Raw genomic sequence first — 19,912 nt, forward strand, 5'->3', positions numbered from 1 at the left:
TCTAAAGCTAAAAATATCAGTGTTGAAGGGTTGGTAAATGGGGGTATTCTGTCTGCTGAAGGTGGAAAAGTCCGACTATTGCGCCGCGCAGAGTTACCAGAGAATTGCAACCTCATGGGGTGTAATTGGTTGATTACCCAACACCTAATCTACACCCTAGATAAAAAAGGAGAAACCGGCGCAGCGGCGGTATTATCTAAATATAAGGGTCAGTGGGAAATCTTAAAAGATTTAACCTATCGCTTATATAACATTTGTGATAAAAAAGCCTGGACACAGGAGGCGACTGCTTACAACAGCTTAGTAATTTCCTGGTCAGAAATTTGTCGCCTAGCAGCTCAAAGCCGACCAGACACCCTACAGGGAGAATTGTTTTAACCACCTAATACAGATCCCCGACTTCTAGATAAATTATACTAGAGGACTCACATACTGTGAGAAGTCGCGGAGATAAACCACATACATGATTTCCTAGTCGGATTCATCCGACTTCAGCTTTCAGACAGGGGTTTTAAACCCCTGGCGTCCTCGGTAGCATCAAACGGCGTTTTAAACCCCTGGCTCCTACATATAGCAGGGGGCAGGGGGAAGCCTTGAAACGCTTGAATTTCAACGGTTTTATCTTTTGTTTGTGTCCTAACCACCTTGGCGGTTGCTATACATCAGCTTCAGGCGATCGCCCTACACAGATACCCGACTTCTAGATAAATTATACTAGAGTATCCCGCATACCGAAAGAAGTCGGGGAGCTAGATCATATAGATAATTTTCCAGGGGTTTTTAAACCGCAGTCTGGCGCTTGGGATACTTTTTAGAACCTTCAACTAGCTGATAAAGCTTGCTTTCAAACTTCTGTGTACAGGCAGACCAATCATATTCAATAATAGAAGGGCGAGCTTGTTGAGTGATTTCTTCTTTCAGTTGGGGGTTACCAAGAATTGTTACTACCTTATACGCAAAATCTCGTAGATTGTTGGGTTGAGCTAAAAAGCCATTCACACCGGGAAAAACTTGCTCTGAGGTGGAAGGTGCAACCACAGCTACTACGGGGGTACCAGAAGCCAAAGCTTCGTTATTTGTAGTGCAGAAATTCTCGGTTACAGAAGGGTTAACAAATACATCTGCACGAGCAAACCAACCTAACAGTTCTGTACCATGGGACTCACCCCAGATAGTAATACCAGAGCCAAACTTTTGCGATCGCCGGCGCAATTCTTTATCCATTGGACCACTACCGACAATGACTAAATGCACATCTGGAATTTCCGCCGCAATCAGGGGGAACATATCTATAAGTTGGGTGACGTTCTTTTCTGCGGTAATGCGCCCCACAAATAATATCGTGGGTCTGTGGTCATGGGGAATGGGGTTATAAATGATATTACGCGGGTGAAATTTTTGACAGTCAATTCCTTGATAAGGAACATATTCACCGCGGATGCAATTTAGGCGCTGATACTTCTGGAGTTGTGCTTGGGAAGGAAATAAATTGACATCATAGACTTGGGTAGATTGTTTAACTAAAAGGGGGATAATCGGACGCATTAATTGGAAAAATAGATTACCCAAATAGTATTGGATGTAAGCCACAATATCGGTGTGGAAAATAGAAATAATGGGGGTGCGGGTTTTTTTAGCGTATTCCACCCCAATAGGGCGGCCATAACCTTGCAAAAATAGTGAATAAAAGCCTCGCATTTGCGGTGCTTCTTCTACTACTATAATATCGGGTTCAAATTTTTCTAATAACTTGGTATCACTCCAATGGCGATAGTGTAATGGTTGGGGTAAGGACTTATAAAAAATTAGTGGTTTTGTGGGGAAAGAATAAGCAGAAAAGTTAGGAAAATGCTCTAACTCTTCGAGTCCTGACATGGGGCGCTTACCCACATTTTTCGGGTACTGATCATTAATTTCTGGGTGGACAAGAAAGACCTCATGGCCCTGTTGTAGTAACCAGCGTACCCGTTGGTGGACTGCAACTGAAACCCCGGTCAAAAAAGGTGCATATAATCCTGTAAATAGCGCAATGCGAAGGGGTTGCTTGTTCATGATTTGAGTTGATTTTTATATTTGTGTGCCAAAAGAATCATGTTTTTACACATGATTCCTGTTCGGCTTACATATCAATTGAGGGAAATATTTGATGCACCTGGTTGTTCTGATGGGTGGTAAGGGCGGTATTCAACTAGCTGAATCTTCCAGGGACTTTGGAATTTATAGGTAATACCCCGCCACTTAACTTTTGACATCCGCAGGGAAGAGAGAAATACTAATCCATAAACCCATTGTGTTAAAGGAATTGCCATTAACATCTTGAAAATTACGGTCATGGATAATTGGGTGTGGGGTTGATGATGAGAGCGAATGACTAACTGTACTGCGCGCTCTAAAAAAACTGTAATTAGCAGTAGTGAGAGTACATAGCTGGTATAGTAGCTAAAGGATAATATGGCAGGATACCATTGTCCAGTTAGGAAAGCTGCTACAAACAATACACTCAAAAGAGTAGGAAACAAGATAGTTAAAATCGCGTTACCCACTACAGCTAACCAGTGGTGGTGATAAAGTCGGCAAAACAGTAGTTGGCGCTGCATCCAGGATTTTAAGGCAGATAAATTGCACTCTTCCTGATTCAGCATGATTAAAGAGGGGACAAATTTAATCCGCAGTTTATGTTTACCCAAGATGTCACCCATCATGGTATCTTCACAGAAAGCTTTTCCCCAGTGATCTAGCAATTTTGTTTGTTCCAGGACTGTTGTTTTTAGCGCTAAAGTTCCACCCCAGGGGATACCATATATGTACATCTGTACTACCGCTGAGATGTTCCACATATATCTAACTATAGTTCCCCAATGGTTACCTTTAGGTACATACCAACGATTACCGGTTGTCGCGCCAATCTTGGGGTCTGCTAAGGGGGTGACCAATTCACGCAGCCAATGAGGATGAACAATGGTATCAGCATCTACTAAGGCGATCGCCTGGTAGGAAGGGTCTAACTCAGTAATGGCTTGGATGATACAGCTACATTTGAGACTGCAATTTTTGCGGATAATTCTCAAAGGGCTGATGTCAACATTAGCCGCTCCATGCTCCTGGACTGTATGAGTAGCAACAGCCCATGCTGGATCTGACATACGATCAACGACCACTTTTAAATCATACTCTGGGTAATTCTGATTCAAAAGTGCCTTTAAACAATCACTCAAAAACGGGTCAGCACCACGGAGGCAGAGAATCACTGCTGTTTTAGGTAATTCTTCATCTGGTAACAGAGTTCTGTTGTATGACTGTAGATACCATAAGAAGACTAACATAAAAAACACTTGAACAGCCAGGCCAACGGTTAAACATTTGCATAGGAATATTACTAATTCATTCATCTTTAGTTCCTACGCTGTGATTGACCTTGGGCAATGAAGTAGAGCAATGGAAGTGACGGTCTTGTTACTCAGTCAAAAAGCATAATTGACATCAAAGAGAAATCTGACCATCAATGGGCTGATCTAGGGTATCATAGGGATGGTATTCAAGTAATCGAATATTCCAGGGGTTTTCTACACGATAAATAATACCACGCCATTTAACTGTTGACATCCCTAGGGAAGCTACTAAAGCTAACCCATATACCCACTGTGTCAGAGGAATAGCAAGGAAGATTTTCCTGACTATATCCATTGATAATTTTGTAGTTGGTTGACCATGGGCGCGAATTACTTGACTGACTCCTAACTCTAAAATCAGGGTGATTAAGAGTAATCCCACAGTATAAATGCAATAGGTAGTTAACAGTAAAAACGCTAAGTCCCATTGTGTATCTAGCAACGATAACACAAACAATACTATTGCCACACAAGGAAACAGAATACTAGAGACAGCATCGCCAATGATGGCTAACCAAGAGGGATGGTAAAGTCTACAGTAGAAGAGTAGGCGCTTAAGAGATTCTATGAAGCCAAGTAACTCGCACTCTTCGCGATTGAGCATAATTAGAGAAGGTACAAACTGAACTCGCAACCCATGTTCTTTGAGGATATTGTGCATCATAAAATCTTCCCCCAAAGCTTCGCCCCATTTATCTAGCAGACCTGTTTGGTGTAGTACATCTGTTTTAATTGCTAAAGTCCCACCCCAAGGAACTCGGAACAAGTACATTTGCACAACAGTAGATACATTACCTATATAGCGGACTAAAGACCCCCAATACTTACCAGTGGGTACAAACCAACGATTACCGGTGGTCGCTCCCACTTGGGGATGAGCTAGAGGACTGACTAGTTGACGTAGCCAATGAGGGTGAACAATGGTATCAGCATCTACTAAGGCGATCGCTTTGTAGGAATCATCCAATTCTGACACAGCTTGTAACAGGGAACTGCATTTAAGACTGCAGTTGTGTCGGATAACCCTTAGTGGGCTGATTTCTACGTTCGTGGCTCCTTGTGCTTTGATAGTCTCATTAACAAGCCAAGCTGGATCTTCCTGACTATCAATAATCACCTTTAAATCATATTCTGGATAATCCTGATTTAATAGTGCTTCCACACAGTTAGACAAATAAGGATCGGCTCCCCGTAGACAAAGAATCACCGCCGTTTTGGGTAACTGTTCATCGGCTGATAAATTTGGGGATTTTGATGATCTGAGGTAGAATAGAAAAACCATTGCTAAACACATTTGAATAGCCAGCCAACCCAGCAGAGACTGAGTAATGAATATCGTCAACTCTTTCATATATAGTATTTCCCATGCTCGTGAGGTACAAAGTTGTTTAGTTTCAGGGAACAGGGAATAGGGAACAGGGAACAGGGAACAGGGAACAGGGAATAGGCAATTGATGTGTACTTCATTAGCCTGAAAAAGGCTATATAGTAGTCTCCGGCGGTTTTTGCCTTGTGTAATAGCGACTCATCCCGATCCCCCATCCCTATTCCCCCTTATGAATCCAGGGAATATTTCATCAAAATGTTGATGGTGGTATTTTGATTTCGTATTAGTAAAAAGCTGGCATTATGAAACTTGGGTGTACCAGTAACAATTGAAACTGTGGGGTTTTGGGAAATACCAAAACCTTCTTGAGGTATACCCAGAAAGTCTTTATTAAGCTTGCGATCGCCATTTTGATCATCCATGACGGCCACTGCATAATTTCCCGGCTTCAAGCCGGAAAAAACATGAGTTAAACTTCCCCCTGTAGACTCCACACAAGCGCTTTTGACAACTGCATTAGTATTGAAGGGAAAACCTTTATGACTAGAGTAAACACCCATACAAATCTCACCCTTTTGATTATTAATACCATCGACTACAACTGTTAATGTTGTAGTAGGTTTGGCGTTGACTGTTTTGGCAAAGCTAATACTCAATAAAGTAGCTAGGATTAAACGACTCAGATGTGTGATTTTCAACATATTTACCTGACATGAAAAGGTGATTTTACTTTGAACCATTGATGACAACAGTTGCTCTTAGGAGTGATTAGCTGTTTTATATAAAGAAAATACTATTTGAGGAGTCTTTAGTAAATCTTTAAGCAACAGATATTCATAGCCTTGCAACTGCTGATAAATGCTGATGTGGCAACGTAGACGCTGCTCAAGACTCAGTGGAAATAGCCAAACAGAGCGCATATATTCCCAAACTATTCTCCAATGTGGCAATAAGATTTTGCCCTTATTAGCTGAGTCAAACCACAGGGCATAAGCATACAAATCAGGTAAAATTCTCCGATGATCTTGAGATTTTCCTTGGTTCAACAAATGATAATTGGGAAAGTACATACTCAATGACTGTCCCGAATGGCTTCTAGCAAAAAATAAGTATTCTGGGATTTCGTAAAATTCCCCCAGCAAACCAATCCTTAATAATAAAATGCCATCTGCAGTACCATAACTCCCCATAGGTGGTACTTTCCTGAGAGCGCTAGCGCGAATTACTCCATATAACTGATAGCACAGATGTTTACTGAGTAACTCATGAAAGCGCTCATGGGGTTGTGGTGAATCAGTCTTGAGGTGAATATTGTAGTTGTCCAGAAAATTACCATTCTCATCGATAAAACATACATGAGAATGAGACAAAATTACCTTTGGGTTATGATCAAGTACCTCCACACATTTGATCAGAAAGTCTGGGGCGTGTAAATCATCATAAGCCGCCCATTTAAAGTATTCACCCACAGACAAATCAAACACACGATTGAAGTTACGCGCACAACCAAGATTAATTTGATTACGATAGTAACGAATCCGTTGATCTTGCGCTGCATAACCCCGACAAATGGCTTCAGTTTGATCTGTAGAAGCATTATCTGAGATAATCAACTCAAAATCTGCAAAGGTCTGAGCCAAAAGTGAATCCAGGGCTGCTTTGATAAATTTCTCGCCATTGTACACAGGTAATCCGATACTTAACTTCGGCTTGTTGCTCATATAGTATGATGTTTGGTAAAATGGCGAAACAAAAACTATTTACCTATCTTTTCGATATCAGTGGTCTGCAGCCATGCTTGTGTAAGCCTCAAACCATCTTCCAGGTCAATTTTTGGCTTGTAATCTAATAGAGTTTGGGCTTTAGCAATGGCATAAGCATAAGGACGACTCATAAAATCTACAGATTCTGGTAGGATGTCAGCCTTTTTGCGAAAAAGTTTTTGTCCTTGGGCGCGGAGTTTAAGAAATAACTTCATTTCATCTTTGGGTAAAGACATAGGCGCAGATAAACCTTCCATTGCTGCTAAACGCAGAAAATATTCTTTCCAGGAGGTGTGTTGACCATCGGTAATGTTAAATACTTCACCGTAGGTTTCTTTTGCAACTGCAAGAAAAATCGCCTCAATCAAGTTATCTACATATACATGATTCATTACACCCTGACCATCGTTAGCATAGGCGAATAATTTTTGACGCATCATTAAAATTGGTCGCACTACCCAAGCAGGACTTCCCGGACCATAAACATCTCCAGCGCGGATAATAATTACACCAAAATTTGGGGGAGAATTCAGGGGTAAAAGCTCGGTTTCGGCTTCTATTTTGGTCTGACAGTAGGAATTATTCTCCCCCGATAGTGTCCCAGTTTCTGTCACACCATCAGGATAATTAAAGCCATATACCATTACACTAGAAAGATGGACAAAAGTTTTCACACCAGCATTTTTAGCGGCTTTGGCTATATTCAGGGTACCGCCAACATTAACGCTACGAAATTCTTTAATTGAGCCGCCTTCTTGAGCAATTTGAGCAGTATGTAAAACAATATCTACACCTTGACAGACTTTTTGAGCAATATTAGCATCTGTAATCTCACCGACAATGATCTCAATACCTAAATCTTGGGTTGTTTTGTTGACATGAGGAGAACTTTGTAGTCCTCTAACTTTCATTCCTTGGGCTATGGCTAATTCAGCCGCACGACAACCGATAAAGTCATCAATACCAGTGATTAAGAGAGTTTTATTTTGCAGGTTCATGGAGATATCAGGAATGGTTAAATTACTTAATAGTCTGGTCTAGAATATATCAGCAGGGTCTGCGGAACGAAGTTTATTAATAGCTAGTGACCCTGAAGTAATGCACATGAGCACTGCTGAAACTAAAACGATGATGGCATTATTCGCAGTCATCATGATAGGTAACTTGGTCGCTTCCATAGCAAAACTATATAAGCCTATGGAGAGGATAAAACCTGGGATATAACCCAACACAGCCAGGATTAATGCTTGCTGAAAAACTACATTTAGTAAATATCCATTAGCATATCCAATCGCTTTTAAGGTTGCGTAGGCAATTAATTGATTAGCAATGTTGCTGTAAAGGATTTGATAGACAATGACAACACCGACCACAGAAGCCATAGTTAGCATGAGGTTGAGTATAAAACCGATGGGTGTTCTCACGGACCAATACTCTCTCTCAAAATCAATAAAGCCTTGACGAGTAAAGACTTGGACATCATTGGGTAAACTGGCGGTTAATTGTTGCAAAACTGCATCAGGATTTGTGCCGGGTTTAAGGGTAATGACACCAATATCAATCATGTCTGCGGGGCGAGTATTAGGATTGATCCTAAAAAAAGTGGAATCACTGACAATTAAGTTACCATCAACACCAAAAGAAGGACCTAAGCTAAATAATCCCCCGACTCTGACTCTGTAACCAATGGCAGCATCAAAGGCGAATATTTCAATTGTCTGCTCAGTATTTCCAGCAGTAAAATTACTGGCGATGGGGCCAAATTCTGGGCGGGAAATGCGATCAAAAAGGACGATATCGGGAATTTTGAGCTTGTCTAAATTGGTGGCAACTTCTGGTATATTGAATACAGATTTTCCTGGGTCAAAGCCAATTACATAGATAGAATATTTCTCGCCACTGGCGGGATTTTTTAATTTGGCAAATTGCAAATATATGGGGCTAACTGACTCTACACCATCATAACCCAAGGTTTGGTATAAACGACCGCGGGAAAAACTTTGACTTGCGGTCAAGGCTTTATATTGGGAACTAACTAAAAATAAATCCCCTTGAAGATTTTGATGCAGTGCAGTGGCGCTAGAATAAAGCGCATCTTGAAAGCCCAGCTGGATAAATGTCAGCAGCACAATAAAAGCAATTCCACCTACAGCTACTAAAAACCTAACTTTTTGTTGGGCTAGCTGTAGCCATGCTAAGGGAATTTTTAAGTTCATGGTTTAATACCATTGGGTTTTGTAGTCTCGAAGGGTGTGTAATTAGATTTGAATGGCAACATCCACTTGTAAGTTAGTTAAACGGTCTACCCGTTGACTATCTGCGGGGTCATTAATGCTAATTTTGACTGCCACTATTCTGCGGTCTGTATCTGCGGCGGGATTAAGACTGAAGATACGTTGTCTGTCAACTTGCCAACCGATTTCGTTGACTGTTCCCTGTATTTTGCCGGAAAATGCGTTACTGGTAATGGTGGCTGTTTGACCTAAATTTACTTTTTGAATATCAGTTTGATACACTTCTGCAATTACATACATTTGAGATATCTTACCTATCTCAGCAAATCCATTGCTGCTAATGGCTTCCCCAGTTTTAGTATGAATTTTCAGAACTTTACCATCTATGGGAGATTTGAGGTAAGTTAATTCTTGATCTGCTTTGGCTTGTTTGATAGCAGTTACAGCACTATTAACTTCAGCTTGTGCCAATTGTACATCAACAGTACGTACTTCTGTTAAACTGTTAAGTCTGGCTTTGGCTTGTTTGATTTGCTCTTGGAGTGTATTTTCAGTTCTCTTGAGGTTGGCTTTGGCTTCTTTGAGCTGCTCTTGTAGGGTCTGGAGTTGCAAAGCTTTAGTATCTGCTAAGGAGGCGGGAATAGCACCCTCTGTGTATAACTGTTGATATCGATTGTTTTCGGTTTGGGCGTTGTTTACTTGGGCTTGGAGGCGGTTGATTGTGGCTTGTTGAGCTGCAATGTCCCCTTTTAATTGGGACTCTAAACCTGCGATCGCAGCTTTTTGGGCGGCAATATCTCCGGGTTTAGCGCCAGACTGGACTTGTGCTAGTTTAGCTTTAGCAATTTCTAGTTGGTCTAAAGCCTGTTGCAGTGCCGCAGTGGAACGCTGATGATTTTCTAGATATGCCAATACTTGACCGGCTTTGACTGCTTCTCCTTCCCTAACTAAAGTTTTTTCTAGCCGCACACCGTTGACTGAATTGGGTGCAGATAAATTAATTACTTCCCCTTCAGGTTGCAAACGTCCCAAAGCTGTTACCGCCTGTTTTACAGGAGCAGCCTGGGGTAAATTTTCCGGAGAAGTTGTCACTTCCTGGCTAAGTCGATTTTGTGAAAAGCTGTAAATTACTAATCCAGTGGCTAAACTGATACAAGCCGCCACAATGATCCGCCACCGCCCTCGGGGTTTAATGAGTAACAGGCGTTGTTTGTTTGCTGCCATATTTTTATTCCAATTGTGCTATGCCAGGGACAGCCTAAATGGCCAGATGATGTGAACGTAATCAACGGTTTGACTTAAGTAAACTCAGCGGTGTAATTGGTTCTATATAAATTGTTGTACGCCTATACAGCTGCCTTAAATTCCTAGATGATCCGCAAACTTTAATGATGGTGTCACTGCAAATCTTCCTTAGTTTTATCCTAATTTCATCTCAAATGAAGTAGTGTAAATTACAATATATGTGCTAAAAGGTCTAAATTTCCGGACTCATGTAGTGCAGAGAAACCTTAACCAGGAAAACCTGTATAATCTCGTGTTTAATCATTGCAGAAAACTATCATCTTGTCAATGTGAATTTAGATTTATTGTTTACGGATTGGGTATACTGAGGCTATATACTTAATGGTATTTTTTACCTGTAGGGAAGTTGAATAACTATGGCTACAGTTCCTGTAAATAAAATCCGCATTGGTCGTAACCGCCGTCCGGTTAAAGGCGACAAGGTAAATGAGTTGAAGGAGTCCATTCAGACTAATGGTTTATTAAACCCGATTACCGTGGATCAACAGCTAAATTTAATTGCGGGTTTGCATCGCTTGACAGCTTGCAAACTTTTGGGGCTAGAAACTGTTGAATGTCATATTGTCAACTATGAAAACTCCGACCAGTCCCGGTTGGCAGAAATTGACGAGAATTTGATTCGTAATGAGTTAGAACCCCTGGAACGTTCAGAATTGTGGTGGGAGCGAGACCAAATTTTAGAGCGGATGGGGGTTAGGGCTAAGGTGGGCGATAATCAATATACCACTAAAGGTGGTGAAACCGTTTCACCACCCCTCAAGCGCACTGTGGAGTTAGCCAAAGAAGTGGGCTACTCTGAACGCACCTTTCAGCATGGTAAGCAGATTGCTAAAGGTATCCACCCAGAAGTTAAAGAAATTATTAAGGGTTCCCCAATTGCTAATAGTCCTACAGCACTACTGAAGATAGCTAGGGCTGGTAATCAAGAACGTGTGTTGGCCGAAGAATCTCATCAGGCTTGGAGTCAGCAACAGGTCAAGGGAGACCAAGCAGAATCAACACGATTAGCTCAAGTAATTGTGGAAGCCAGAGCCAAGCAAAAAGAGTTACAGTTATTAGCTTACAAAAGTGCTATAGCCCAAAGGGAGGCTAAGTTAGCACTTAAAAAAGGCCAACCCCAGCCAGAATCAGCTATTGCTACTCATGACCCCAGTGTGAAACTCGGTGAACAATGGATGCTAGACCGGCATTTACTGTATTGTGATCATACTGCTAGTTTAAATTTTAGAAACCTGTTACCATCAGATGCAGCCTTAGCGATCGCCACCCTTTCCCCCACTTGGGAGCATAATTACTTGGTCGATGAGGCGCGGGTGGTGGCGGTGTTGCGTTCACCGGGTCATATTTATGATTTTTACCGCCATAGCCAAATGCCCTTTCAATATGAATTAGTTCTTGGTAATGTTTATGTGGGCATTTTTTCCCATCAATCCATATCTCAGCCACAGACACCAATTAATGTTGATGGGGTTGAGGGTATTGTCAACTACTTAATTAATTTATATACCCATCAGCATAATTTTGTCATTGCTCCGTTTATGGGAAACGGTGAAATTCTCATTGCTTGTGAAAGAATGGCGCGCATCTGTTTTATTGGCGATGAAAATCCCCAATTGGTCAATCGGGGAATCATCCGCTGGCAACAATGGACTGGTAAAGTACCCCATAAAATACCATTGCCGTCTTAGTTGTGATCTTGTGAAAAAACAATAATATCAGTCTGTAACAGCTTTGTCAGATATTAATAAATGTCCTCATAATTGTGGTGATTTATAAGAAATAAATTTTGTTTATTATGCACCATCTGATAATTTAATATTTGCTTTAGAAATTACGATTATTGTCACTAGGTAATTTTAGGTTTAGTAATTCTCTCATCTTTGCCGTTAATTATCATGTTCTTCTGAAAAATCCAGGCAAACATTTATGCAGTTGATTTATGTATTTATTTTCATTAACTTACTTCTATATATATACGTGCTGACATAAAAACAATGATTTATAAAGAATTTAGCTGATTATTTTACTATGTATTAGACATAAATTATACTTATATGCGGCGATGTTTTCCCGTCCCAAACCAGCCAGAATCTAGTTTTTTTATAAAAATCAGTTAAACCAATGATTTAGTTTCTGTGAATCATGCTATTCTTTTTATTAATTCAGACGATTCAAATCGGTAAGGAAATTAGTTATTCTGTGGAAAATTAAAAAAGCAAAACTAAACCTAACCGCCATGGCATCACCTGATAAGTGTGTGAGTATTTCTACAGAAAACTACATTAATTCAGAATTAAGGGGGATGTTTTTTCTGTAACGAAATTGTCAACTTTTCTGGGTCAAATTGCTTAAAATAAATTATCTGGACGCTGAAACTGTCTATGGCATTTATCAAGATACAGAACGTTGTGATTAACACCAGCTACATTGCTGCGGTTAGGCTAGATACCCAAACTAGTTTGGGCGAAAAAAGCGTTTCTGTTCTAGTGGTTACTCCTCAGTTTCCCCTCATCCAGTGGGATACAATTGCTGAAAATCTCTACCATTACGAATGGATGGAATTCACGGGTCAAGCAGCTAACGTACTCCGAGACTATTTTTCTAGTTTCAACAATGTCATTGACCTATTACCTCAATATCAAGAATCCAGTGCTGTATAACATGATTTCAAAAATGCTGTATTTCAAAATTAATTAGGGTGACAAAATTGTTATTTTACAAACAAGCAATTACAGCATATTTCATGTAAGTAGGAATTACCTAACCCACAAGAAGAATCATATTCAAATGTCTAATTCTGAGCAGCAACCAGATGTCATTTGACTTCTTAATTATGAATTAGGAATTGCTACAGATTCGCCACAGGAGCAATCATAATTCACACTACTTAACAACAGTATATGCCCTATGTCTGCTTATTCAATTGATACGGCCATGGCAGAGTTGGAGAGCCTTATCAACAGTGTTGAGAAAACTTTGATTAGGTCAATAGAGGAAAAAAAATCGCACCAGGAGAAACCCATGTCAGTTAATAAGATTAATAGAAAATTACAACAAAACCCCATAGCCATTGTCGGGATGGCTTCGCTCTTACCTCAAGCTAGGAACTTACAGGAATACTGGCAGAATATCGTTAACAAAATTGATTGTATTACTGAGGTTCCCCCCACACACTGGAGCATCGAAGATTATTACGACCCTAACCCCAGAACCCCTGAGGACAAAACCTATTGTAAACGCGGTGGGTTTATTCCCGAGGTAGATTTTAACCCCATGGAATTTGGTATTCCTCCGAGCATTTTAGAAGTGACTGATATTTCTCAGCTATTAAGTTTAGTCATAGCTAAAGAAGCAATGGAAGATGCTGGCTATGGCGACTCTCGGGAGTTTAGCCGTGAAAATGTCGGGGTAATTTTAGGCGTGGCCATGGCCAAGCAATTGGGAATGCCACTTTCAGCCCGGTTAGAGTATCCTGTTTGGGAAAAGGCACTTAAAAGCAGTGGTATTTCCGATGAAGATACCCAAAAAATTATCGAAAAAATCAAAAGCGCCTATATCAAGTGGGATGAAAATGCTTTCCCTGGGATGCTAGCTAACGTCGTTGCTGGACGCATTGCTAACCGCCTCAACTTTGGGGGGACAAACTGTGTAGTTGATGCTGCTTGTGCTAGTTCCTTTGGCGCTCTGAAAATGGCCATTAGTGAACTGGTGGAATATCGGGCTGATATGATGCTCACAGGTGGTGTGGATACTGATAACACCATCATGGCTTACATCTCCTTCAGTAAAACACCGGCGGTTTCCCCCAGTGAAAATGTCAAGCCCTTCGACGCTCAATCTGATGGGATGATGCTCGGCGAAGGTATTGGGATGATTGTTCTCAAACGCCTGGAAGATGCCCAACGGGACAATGATAAAATTTACGCAGTCATTAAAGGTATTGGTACTTCTAGCGATGGTCGCTACAAGAGTATTTATGCTCCCCGCAAGGAAGGCCAAGTTAAAGCCTTAGAACGGGCTTATGATGATGCTGGTTTTTCCCCCGCTACAGTAGGGTTAATGGAAGCCCACGGTACTGGAACAATGGCTGGTGACCCCACGGAGTTCGGTTCTTTAAAGGACTACTTTAGCAAACATGATTCCCAAAAACAGCATATTGCTTTGGGTAGTGTCAAGTCCCAAATTGGACATACTAAAGCCGCTGCTGGGGCTGCAAGTTTGATTAAAACAGCTTTGGCTCTGCATCACAAGGTTTTACCCCCAACTATTAATATTACTCAGCCGAATCCTAAACTGGATATCCAAAATTCTCCCTTTTATTTGAATACTCAAACCAGACCTTGGATCAAGGCCGACGGGGAACCCCCAAGACGCGCTGGTGTCAGTTCTTTCGGTTTTGGTGGCACAAATTACCACGTGGTTTTGGAAGAATACGAAACCCCAGAAAACCTTCCCTACCGTTTACATGGTACCGCCCATGAGGTGCTGCTGTTTGCCGATAACCCCCGACAACTTTTGAGTAAGTGTCAAGAAACCCTCGGTAAGTTGCAAGGGGATGGTGGTGATAGACATTTTGCGGCTTTAGTCAAAGAGTCCCAATCTTTGGAAATTCCTTTGGCGGCTCCTAGGGTGGGGTTTGTGGCTGAAAATGTCCCAGAAGCCTGTAAGTTGATGCAAGTTACTATTGACTGGCTCCAACACAAAGCTTCCGCACCTGCTTGGGAACATCCCCAGGGGATTTATTACCGCTCCTCTGGAATGGAGTTGGGGGGAAGGGTGGTTTCTCTGTTCTCTGGACAAGGTTCGCAATATTTGGAAATGGGGCGCGAAGTGGTAATGAATTTTCCTACCATGCGCCGTTTACATGGGTGTATGGATAGTTTATTACTCAAGGATAATTTACAGCCACTTTCGGATATTGTCTTCCCCCGTCCCGTTTTTGATGAGGCGGAGAAAAATGCGCAAGTTGCAGCACTGCAACGCACAGAATATGCTCAACCCGCTATTGGGGTGTTTAGTGCCGGTTTGTATTCTATTTTGCAACAAGCTGGCTTTAAATCCGATTTTGTCGCCGGACACAGTTTTGGTGAACTGACTGCTTTGTGGGCTGCAGGGGTTTTGAGTGAGCAGGATTATTTGTTTCTAGTCAAGTCTCGAGGTCAAGCTATGGCTGCGCCTAAAGACCCAGACCACGATGCGGGAAGTATGTTGGCGGTGAAGGAGGATATGAGCAAGGTTGCTCTGGTGCTGCGCAAGTTTCCCCTGGTGACGATCGCTAATTTTAATTCCCCTACTCAAGTGGTTTTGGCAGGACCAACCGCAGAGATCACTAAGGTCAGACAAGCTTTACAACAGGAGGGTTGTTCTGCTGTGTTGTTACCTGTGTCCGCAGCTTTCCACACTCCCCTGATTGCTTTTGCTCAAAAGTCTTTTGCGATCGCCACTAAGTCTGTTAAATTCAATCCGCCTCAAATTCCTGTCTTTACTAATGTCACGGGTAAACTCTATCCCCAAGACTCCCAAGGTATTCAAAAAATCTTGGAAAGTCACTTGGCTAACTCGGTGATGTTTAAACAGGAAATTGAAAATATCTATGCTGCTGGTGGTTCCTGCTTTGTGGAATTTGGACCGCGCCGCATTCTCAGCAATTTAGTCAAGGATATTTTAGGCGATCGCCCCCATCTGACTATCTCCCTAAACCCCAGCACCCAAAAGAACAGCGATCGCTCTTTACGAGAAGCAGCTGTACAGTTGCGCGTCCTAGGTCTAGCTTTAAAAAACCTTGACCCTTACCAAGTTGAACCTGTACTACCCCCAGTTGAGCAGAAGAAGGCGTTAAATGTCCGTTTAAACGGTGTTAACTATGTTTCGGAAAAAACCAAAAACGCCTTTACTCAAGCTTTGCAGAATGGACATACAGTTAGTTTAACTGGGAACAAGGAACTGTCAACCGCCAAAGAAAATCATACTCATGGACTGGTTACCCAACAACCAGATAATTTACCTGAATTGACTGCACCCACTCCCTCCCCATTACATACCTCTGATCATTCCGCACCCCATCCTGTTAGCAGTCCGGAGACCAAGATGCAACCAACACCAGAAAAACCTGTCAATTACCAAACAGCCCTAGAAAGTTTAGAATACCTCCTTACCCAGTTCCAACAGAATCAAACTGAAAATTTACAAGTCCACGGGACTTATCTGCAACATCAGATGGAATACACCAAGGCGTTTTTCCAATTGATGCAGCAACAGAACGCTGTGTTTAATCACAGCAAATCTCTGGCAGAAGCAGCACAACTTCAAGTATTTGTCAAGCAAAGTCTCGAACGTGGGATGATGCAGTTTCACACTCACCAAGGTGAAACCCTGCGCATTCATGAACGATACCTTTTGGAACAGTTAGAATACTCCAAAAACTTTTTCCAACTTATACAACAAGAATATTCTCACATTATTTCCGCTGATTCTGTAGCTACAACTCAGGAGCATAGCCAGGAAACTATACCCCAGCCTTCTGCAAATATACCCAAGACTCTCGAATCTATCTCACCAGTCCGGGATCTAAATACAGAACCTGTAATTCAAACCACTATACCCAAGACTCTCGAATCTATCTCACCAGTCCGGGATCTAAATACAGAACCTGTAATTCAAACTAAACCAGCTGCTCCTCATATTGACCTACCCGACTTGGGTAACAATTTGTTGGCTATTACTAGCGATAAAACTGGTTACCCGGTAGAGATGCTGGAAATGGATATGGATATGGAGGCTGATTTAGGTATTGACTCTATCAAAAAGGTAGAAATTTTAGGTGCATTACAGGATATGTACCCCGAACTACCCCGCCCTAATTTAGAAGAATTATCGGAAAAACGCACCATTGGTCAAGTTGTAGAATATCTGCAATCCCATGTGTCTGGTAATGCTGCTGTAGAAATAACAACCCCTGCTAGCACTCCAGACGTTATACTAGAACCCCCTGTCCTTCCCAGTCCCGTAGATACCACCTCCCCGGTTGTCTCTACTCCCCTCCCCATGGAACTAGAAATAGCAACTACTGATGATTATGCAGATTTGGGTGAAACTTTGTTAGCTATTACTAGCGATAAAACTGGTTACCCGGTAGAGATGCTGGAAATGGATATGGATATGGAGGCTGATTTAGGTATTGACTCCATTAAACGGGTGGAAATATTGGGCGCAATGCAAGAAAAATACCCCAATTTACCCCAACCTAATATTGAAGAACTAGGAGACCTCCGCACCATCGGTCAAATAGTTGATTACCTCCAGAAGCTGGCTGGGGGTGAAAAAAAAAAGTCCCAGTCGCAGTTTAGTTACCAGCCTGTCCAGGTAATTGAGGGGGTAACCAGACGACCTGCTAAACTGCATTTTTTGCCACCCCCCGATAGTTTAGATTTTGCTTTACCAGAGGGATATGTTACCGTGATCACTGATGATGGGTCCCTCACTACTTCCCAACTAGCTCAAAGTTTAAGCGATCGCGGTGGCAAAGTGGTGATCTTAAGTTTCCCCCCTTCTATCGTTCCCCAACAATCCCCTTTACCTGCGGGGGTGAATCGTGTCGTCCTCGCAGATATGACCGAAGAACTACTACAACACAAATTATCTGCGATCGCCACTCACTTCGGCAATATTGGGGCTTTTATCCACATTCATCCCCTATTTACCCCCAATCAACAACCTGCTTACTTACCAGAAGATAAGGCAATTGTCAAGCACATCTTCTTTATAGCTAAACATCTCCAGCAATCTCTCAATCAACTGGCCTGTTATGAACGCAGTTGTTTCTTAACTGTCACTCGTTTAGATGGTGCTTTTGGATTAGAACATACTGTTAATTTCCCAGTTATCGGTGCAGGTTTATTTGGCTTAACTAAGTCTCTCCACTGGGAATGGCCAAGGGTCTTTACTCGCGCTATTGATTTAAGTCCCTATGCAGATCCTCAAATCTCAGCAGCACACATTATCGCTGAATTGCATGACCCCAACCTTTATATCACTGAAGTGGCTTACGGTTCTCAAGGTCGTGTGACTTTGGTCGCTGATTCCCTCCCCTAGGGTTGGGGGTTATATCTCACGCACCAGACGCACACACCCCCCCACATTAGTGCGTCTGTGCAAGTTTCTCATCATAAATTATCAATAACAATAATATGAATACGCAGTCTTCTATGGTTTTTGTTGTTAGTGGCGGTGCTAAGGGTATTACTGCTCAATGTGCGATTCAAATGGCCCAGCACTACCCTTGTAGGTTTATTCTCCTCGGTCGTTCGGAACTTGTGGATGTTGAACCGGAGTTCGCTCAAGACTGTGAGTCGGAGGCGGATTTAAAGAAAGGTATTATGGAGTATCTTCAAGCACAGGGTCAAAAGCCTACTCCTAGGAGTGTTTTGAAGATATATAATCAGATTGCTTCTAGTCGCGAAATTAAGCAAACTTTAGCCAGGTTAGCAGCAACGGGCGCTCAAGCAGAGTATATTAGTGTGGATATCACTAATGTCACAGATTTACAGCAAAAATTAGAATCTGTGGGTACTATTACTGGTATTATTCACGGAGCTGGTAATTTAGCTGATAAATTGATTTCCAAGAAAACTGACCAGGATTTTGAGAAGGTTTATAATGCTAAGGTTCAGGGGTTAGAAAATCTCCTCACCTGTGTAAAACCTGAGCAACTAGAACATTTAGTATTGTTCTCCTCTGTCAGTGGATTTTACGGTAATATCGGACAATCTGATTATGCGATCGCCAATGAAATCCTCAATAAGTCAGCCCATTTAATCAAGCAAAACTATCCTCAGTGTCATGTAGTTGCGATTAACTGGGGCGCTTGGGATAGTGGGATGGTGTCCCCAGAACTGAAAAAGGCTTTTACAGAACGAGGTATTGATATTATCCCGGTGGATGTAGGTACACAAATGTTAGTTAATGAACTACACCCCACCCATCATGATACTACCCAAGTTGTGATTGGTAGTCCCCTTCTTCCCCCCACCACAGAGTTAGATTCTTATCTGCGCACTCATCGTATCCGTCGCCAGATGACACTGGAAGCTAATCCTTTTTTATATGACCATGTGATTGCTGGTACTCCTGTTTTACCTGCTACTTGTGCAATGACATGGATAATTAATACCTGTGAGGAAATGTATCCGGGTTATCGATTATTTAATTACACAGATTTCAGGATTTTAAAGGGGATCACCTTTAATGACACTTTAGCTAAAGAACACACTTTAGAAATAGAAGAAGTTGAGAAAATCAACGGCGAAAAAATTGTCGTTAAAGCCAAAATATGGAGTAAAAACCCCGCGGGAAAAGTCCATTACCATTTTAGCGCTCAACTTAATCTCCATCGGGAAATTCCCCAGCCTCCTAGTTATGAATCTATTAATCTAAATTTAGATGACATTATTAGCGATACCGGTAAAGATTTTTATCAGCATGGAGGCGCTACCCTATTTCATGGACCTTCATTTCAGCAAGTGCAAAGAGTTTTAAATATTACTCAACAAAAAATCACCACAGAATGTTTGTGGACAGAGATCAGCGCCCAAAAACAAGGTCAATTTCCTGTAAAATGGGTAAATCCTTATACAACTGACCTGAGTATGCACGCCCTGTGGATATGGACACAGCACTTTTATGAAGAGGGGTGTTTACCCGGAAAGGTAGAGAAGTTTGAACAGTTTGCCCCTACACCACATAATCAACTATTTTATGTTTCCTGTGAAGTAAAATCTAAAACAGCAAGTAGTGCGATCGCAGACTTTATTATCCACGATAATCATGGTAAAATCTACTCCCAAATGCTGGGGGCTAATGCCATCATTTGGTCAACAAAATTAATGAAAAGTTAGC

12 protein-coding genes and 1 pseudogene are annotated in these 19,912 nt (G+C 41.7%); 5 read left to right on the forward strand and 8 right to left on the reverse strand.

The features are described from left to right. Positions 1-378: pseudogene (locus tag NWP21_RS00650) on the forward strand (DUF1156 domain-containing protein); the annotation flags it as partial. A 402-nt stretch (positions 379-780) separates the two neighbouring features. Here NWP21_RS00650 and NWP21_RS00655 read toward each other — a convergent pair. The 8 genes from NWP21_RS00655 to NWP21_RS00690 form a co-directional block, all read right to left on the reverse strand. Beyond that, positions 781-2,052 (reverse strand): glycosyltransferase, encoded by a 1,272-nt coding sequence (locus NWP21_RS00655; protein ID WP_280791226.1) that lies wholly within the window; start codon positions 2,050-2,052, stop codon positions 781-783. A gap of 74 nt (positions 2,053-2,126) precedes the next feature. Next, positions 2,127-3,389 (reverse strand): glycosyltransferase family 2 protein, encoded by a 1,263-nt coding sequence (locus NWP21_RS00660; protein ID WP_280791227.1) that lies wholly within the window; start codon positions 3,387-3,389, stop codon positions 2,127-2,129. A 91-nt stretch (positions 3,390-3,480) separates the two neighbouring features. Then, positions 3,481-4,740, reverse strand: a complete 1,260-nt coding sequence (locus NWP21_RS00665; RefSeq protein WP_280791228.1) for a glycosyltransferase family 2 protein — start codon at positions 4,738-4,740, stop codon at positions 3,481-3,483. 203 nt (positions 4,741-4,943) lie between these two features. Further along, positions 4,944-5,417, reverse strand: a complete 474-nt coding sequence (locus tag NWP21_RS00670) for a DUF2141 domain-containing protein (RefSeq protein ID WP_280791229.1) — start codon at positions 5,415-5,417, stop codon at positions 4,944-4,946. Between the two features lie 57 nt (positions 5,418-5,474). Next, on the reverse strand, positions 5,475-6,437 hold the full coding sequence (locus NWP21_RS00675; protein WP_280791230.1) for a glycosyltransferase family 2 protein: 963 nt from the start codon (positions 6,435-6,437) through the stop codon (positions 5,475-5,477). 35 nt (positions 6,438-6,472) lie between these two features. Then, positions 6,473-7,477: an NAD(P)-dependent oxidoreductase gene (locus tag NWP21_RS00680; RefSeq protein ID WP_280791231.1), complete on the reverse strand. Its 1,005-nt coding sequence runs from the start codon at positions 7,475-7,477 to the stop codon at positions 6,473-6,475. A gap of 39 nt (positions 7,478-7,516) precedes the next feature. Then, positions 7,517-8,695 carry an ABC transporter permease DevC gene (devC, locus tag NWP21_RS00685; protein WP_271733657.1) on the reverse strand — a complete coding sequence of 393 codons (1,179 nt, stop codon included), beginning with the start codon at positions 8,693-8,695 and terminating at the stop codon, positions 7,517-7,519. A gap of 42 nt (positions 8,696-8,737) precedes the next feature. Then, on the reverse strand, positions 8,738-9,937 hold the full coding sequence (locus NWP21_RS00690; protein WP_280791232.1) for an ABC exporter membrane fusion protein: 1,200 nt from the start codon (positions 9,935-9,937) through the stop codon (positions 8,738-8,740). Positions 9,938-10,374: 437 nt separating this feature from the next. On the opposite strand from NWP21_RS00690, the gene NWP21_RS00695 reads away from it, so the two are divergent. From NWP21_RS00695 to NWP21_RS00710, 4 genes are all read left to right on the forward strand, one after another. Beyond that, positions 10,375-11,706, forward strand: coding sequence for a ParB N-terminal domain-containing protein (locus NWP21_RS00695; RefSeq protein WP_280791233.1), 1,332 nt, complete (start codon positions 10,375-10,377; stop codon positions 11,704-11,706). A 693-nt stretch (positions 11,707-12,399) separates the two neighbouring features. Further along, positions 12,400-12,678, forward strand: a complete 279-nt coding sequence (locus NWP21_RS00700) for a hypothetical protein (protein ID WP_271733660.1) — start codon at positions 12,400-12,402, stop codon at positions 12,676-12,678. Between the two features lie 247 nt (positions 12,679-12,925). Continuing rightward, positions 12,926-18,109 carry a type I polyketide synthase gene (locus NWP21_RS00705; protein ID WP_280791234.1) on the forward strand — a complete coding sequence of 1,728 codons (5,184 nt, stop codon included), beginning with the start codon at positions 12,926-12,928 and terminating at the stop codon, positions 18,107-18,109. Positions 18,110-18,204: 95 nt separating this feature from the next. After that, the gene (locus NWP21_RS00710) at positions 18,205-19,911 is read left to right on the forward strand and encodes an SDR family NAD(P)-dependent oxidoreductase (RefSeq protein WP_280791235.1); all 1,707 of its coding nucleotides are present in this window, start codon (positions 18,205-18,207) and stop codon (positions 19,909-19,911) included. Position 19,912: the final 1 nt, after the last annotated feature.

It is taken from the genome of Anabaenopsis sp. FSS-46 (genome assembly GCF_029891665.1).
Lineage (GTDB): Bacteria > Cyanobacteriota > Cyanobacteriia > Cyanobacteriales > Nostocaceae > Anabaenopsis > Anabaenopsis arnoldii.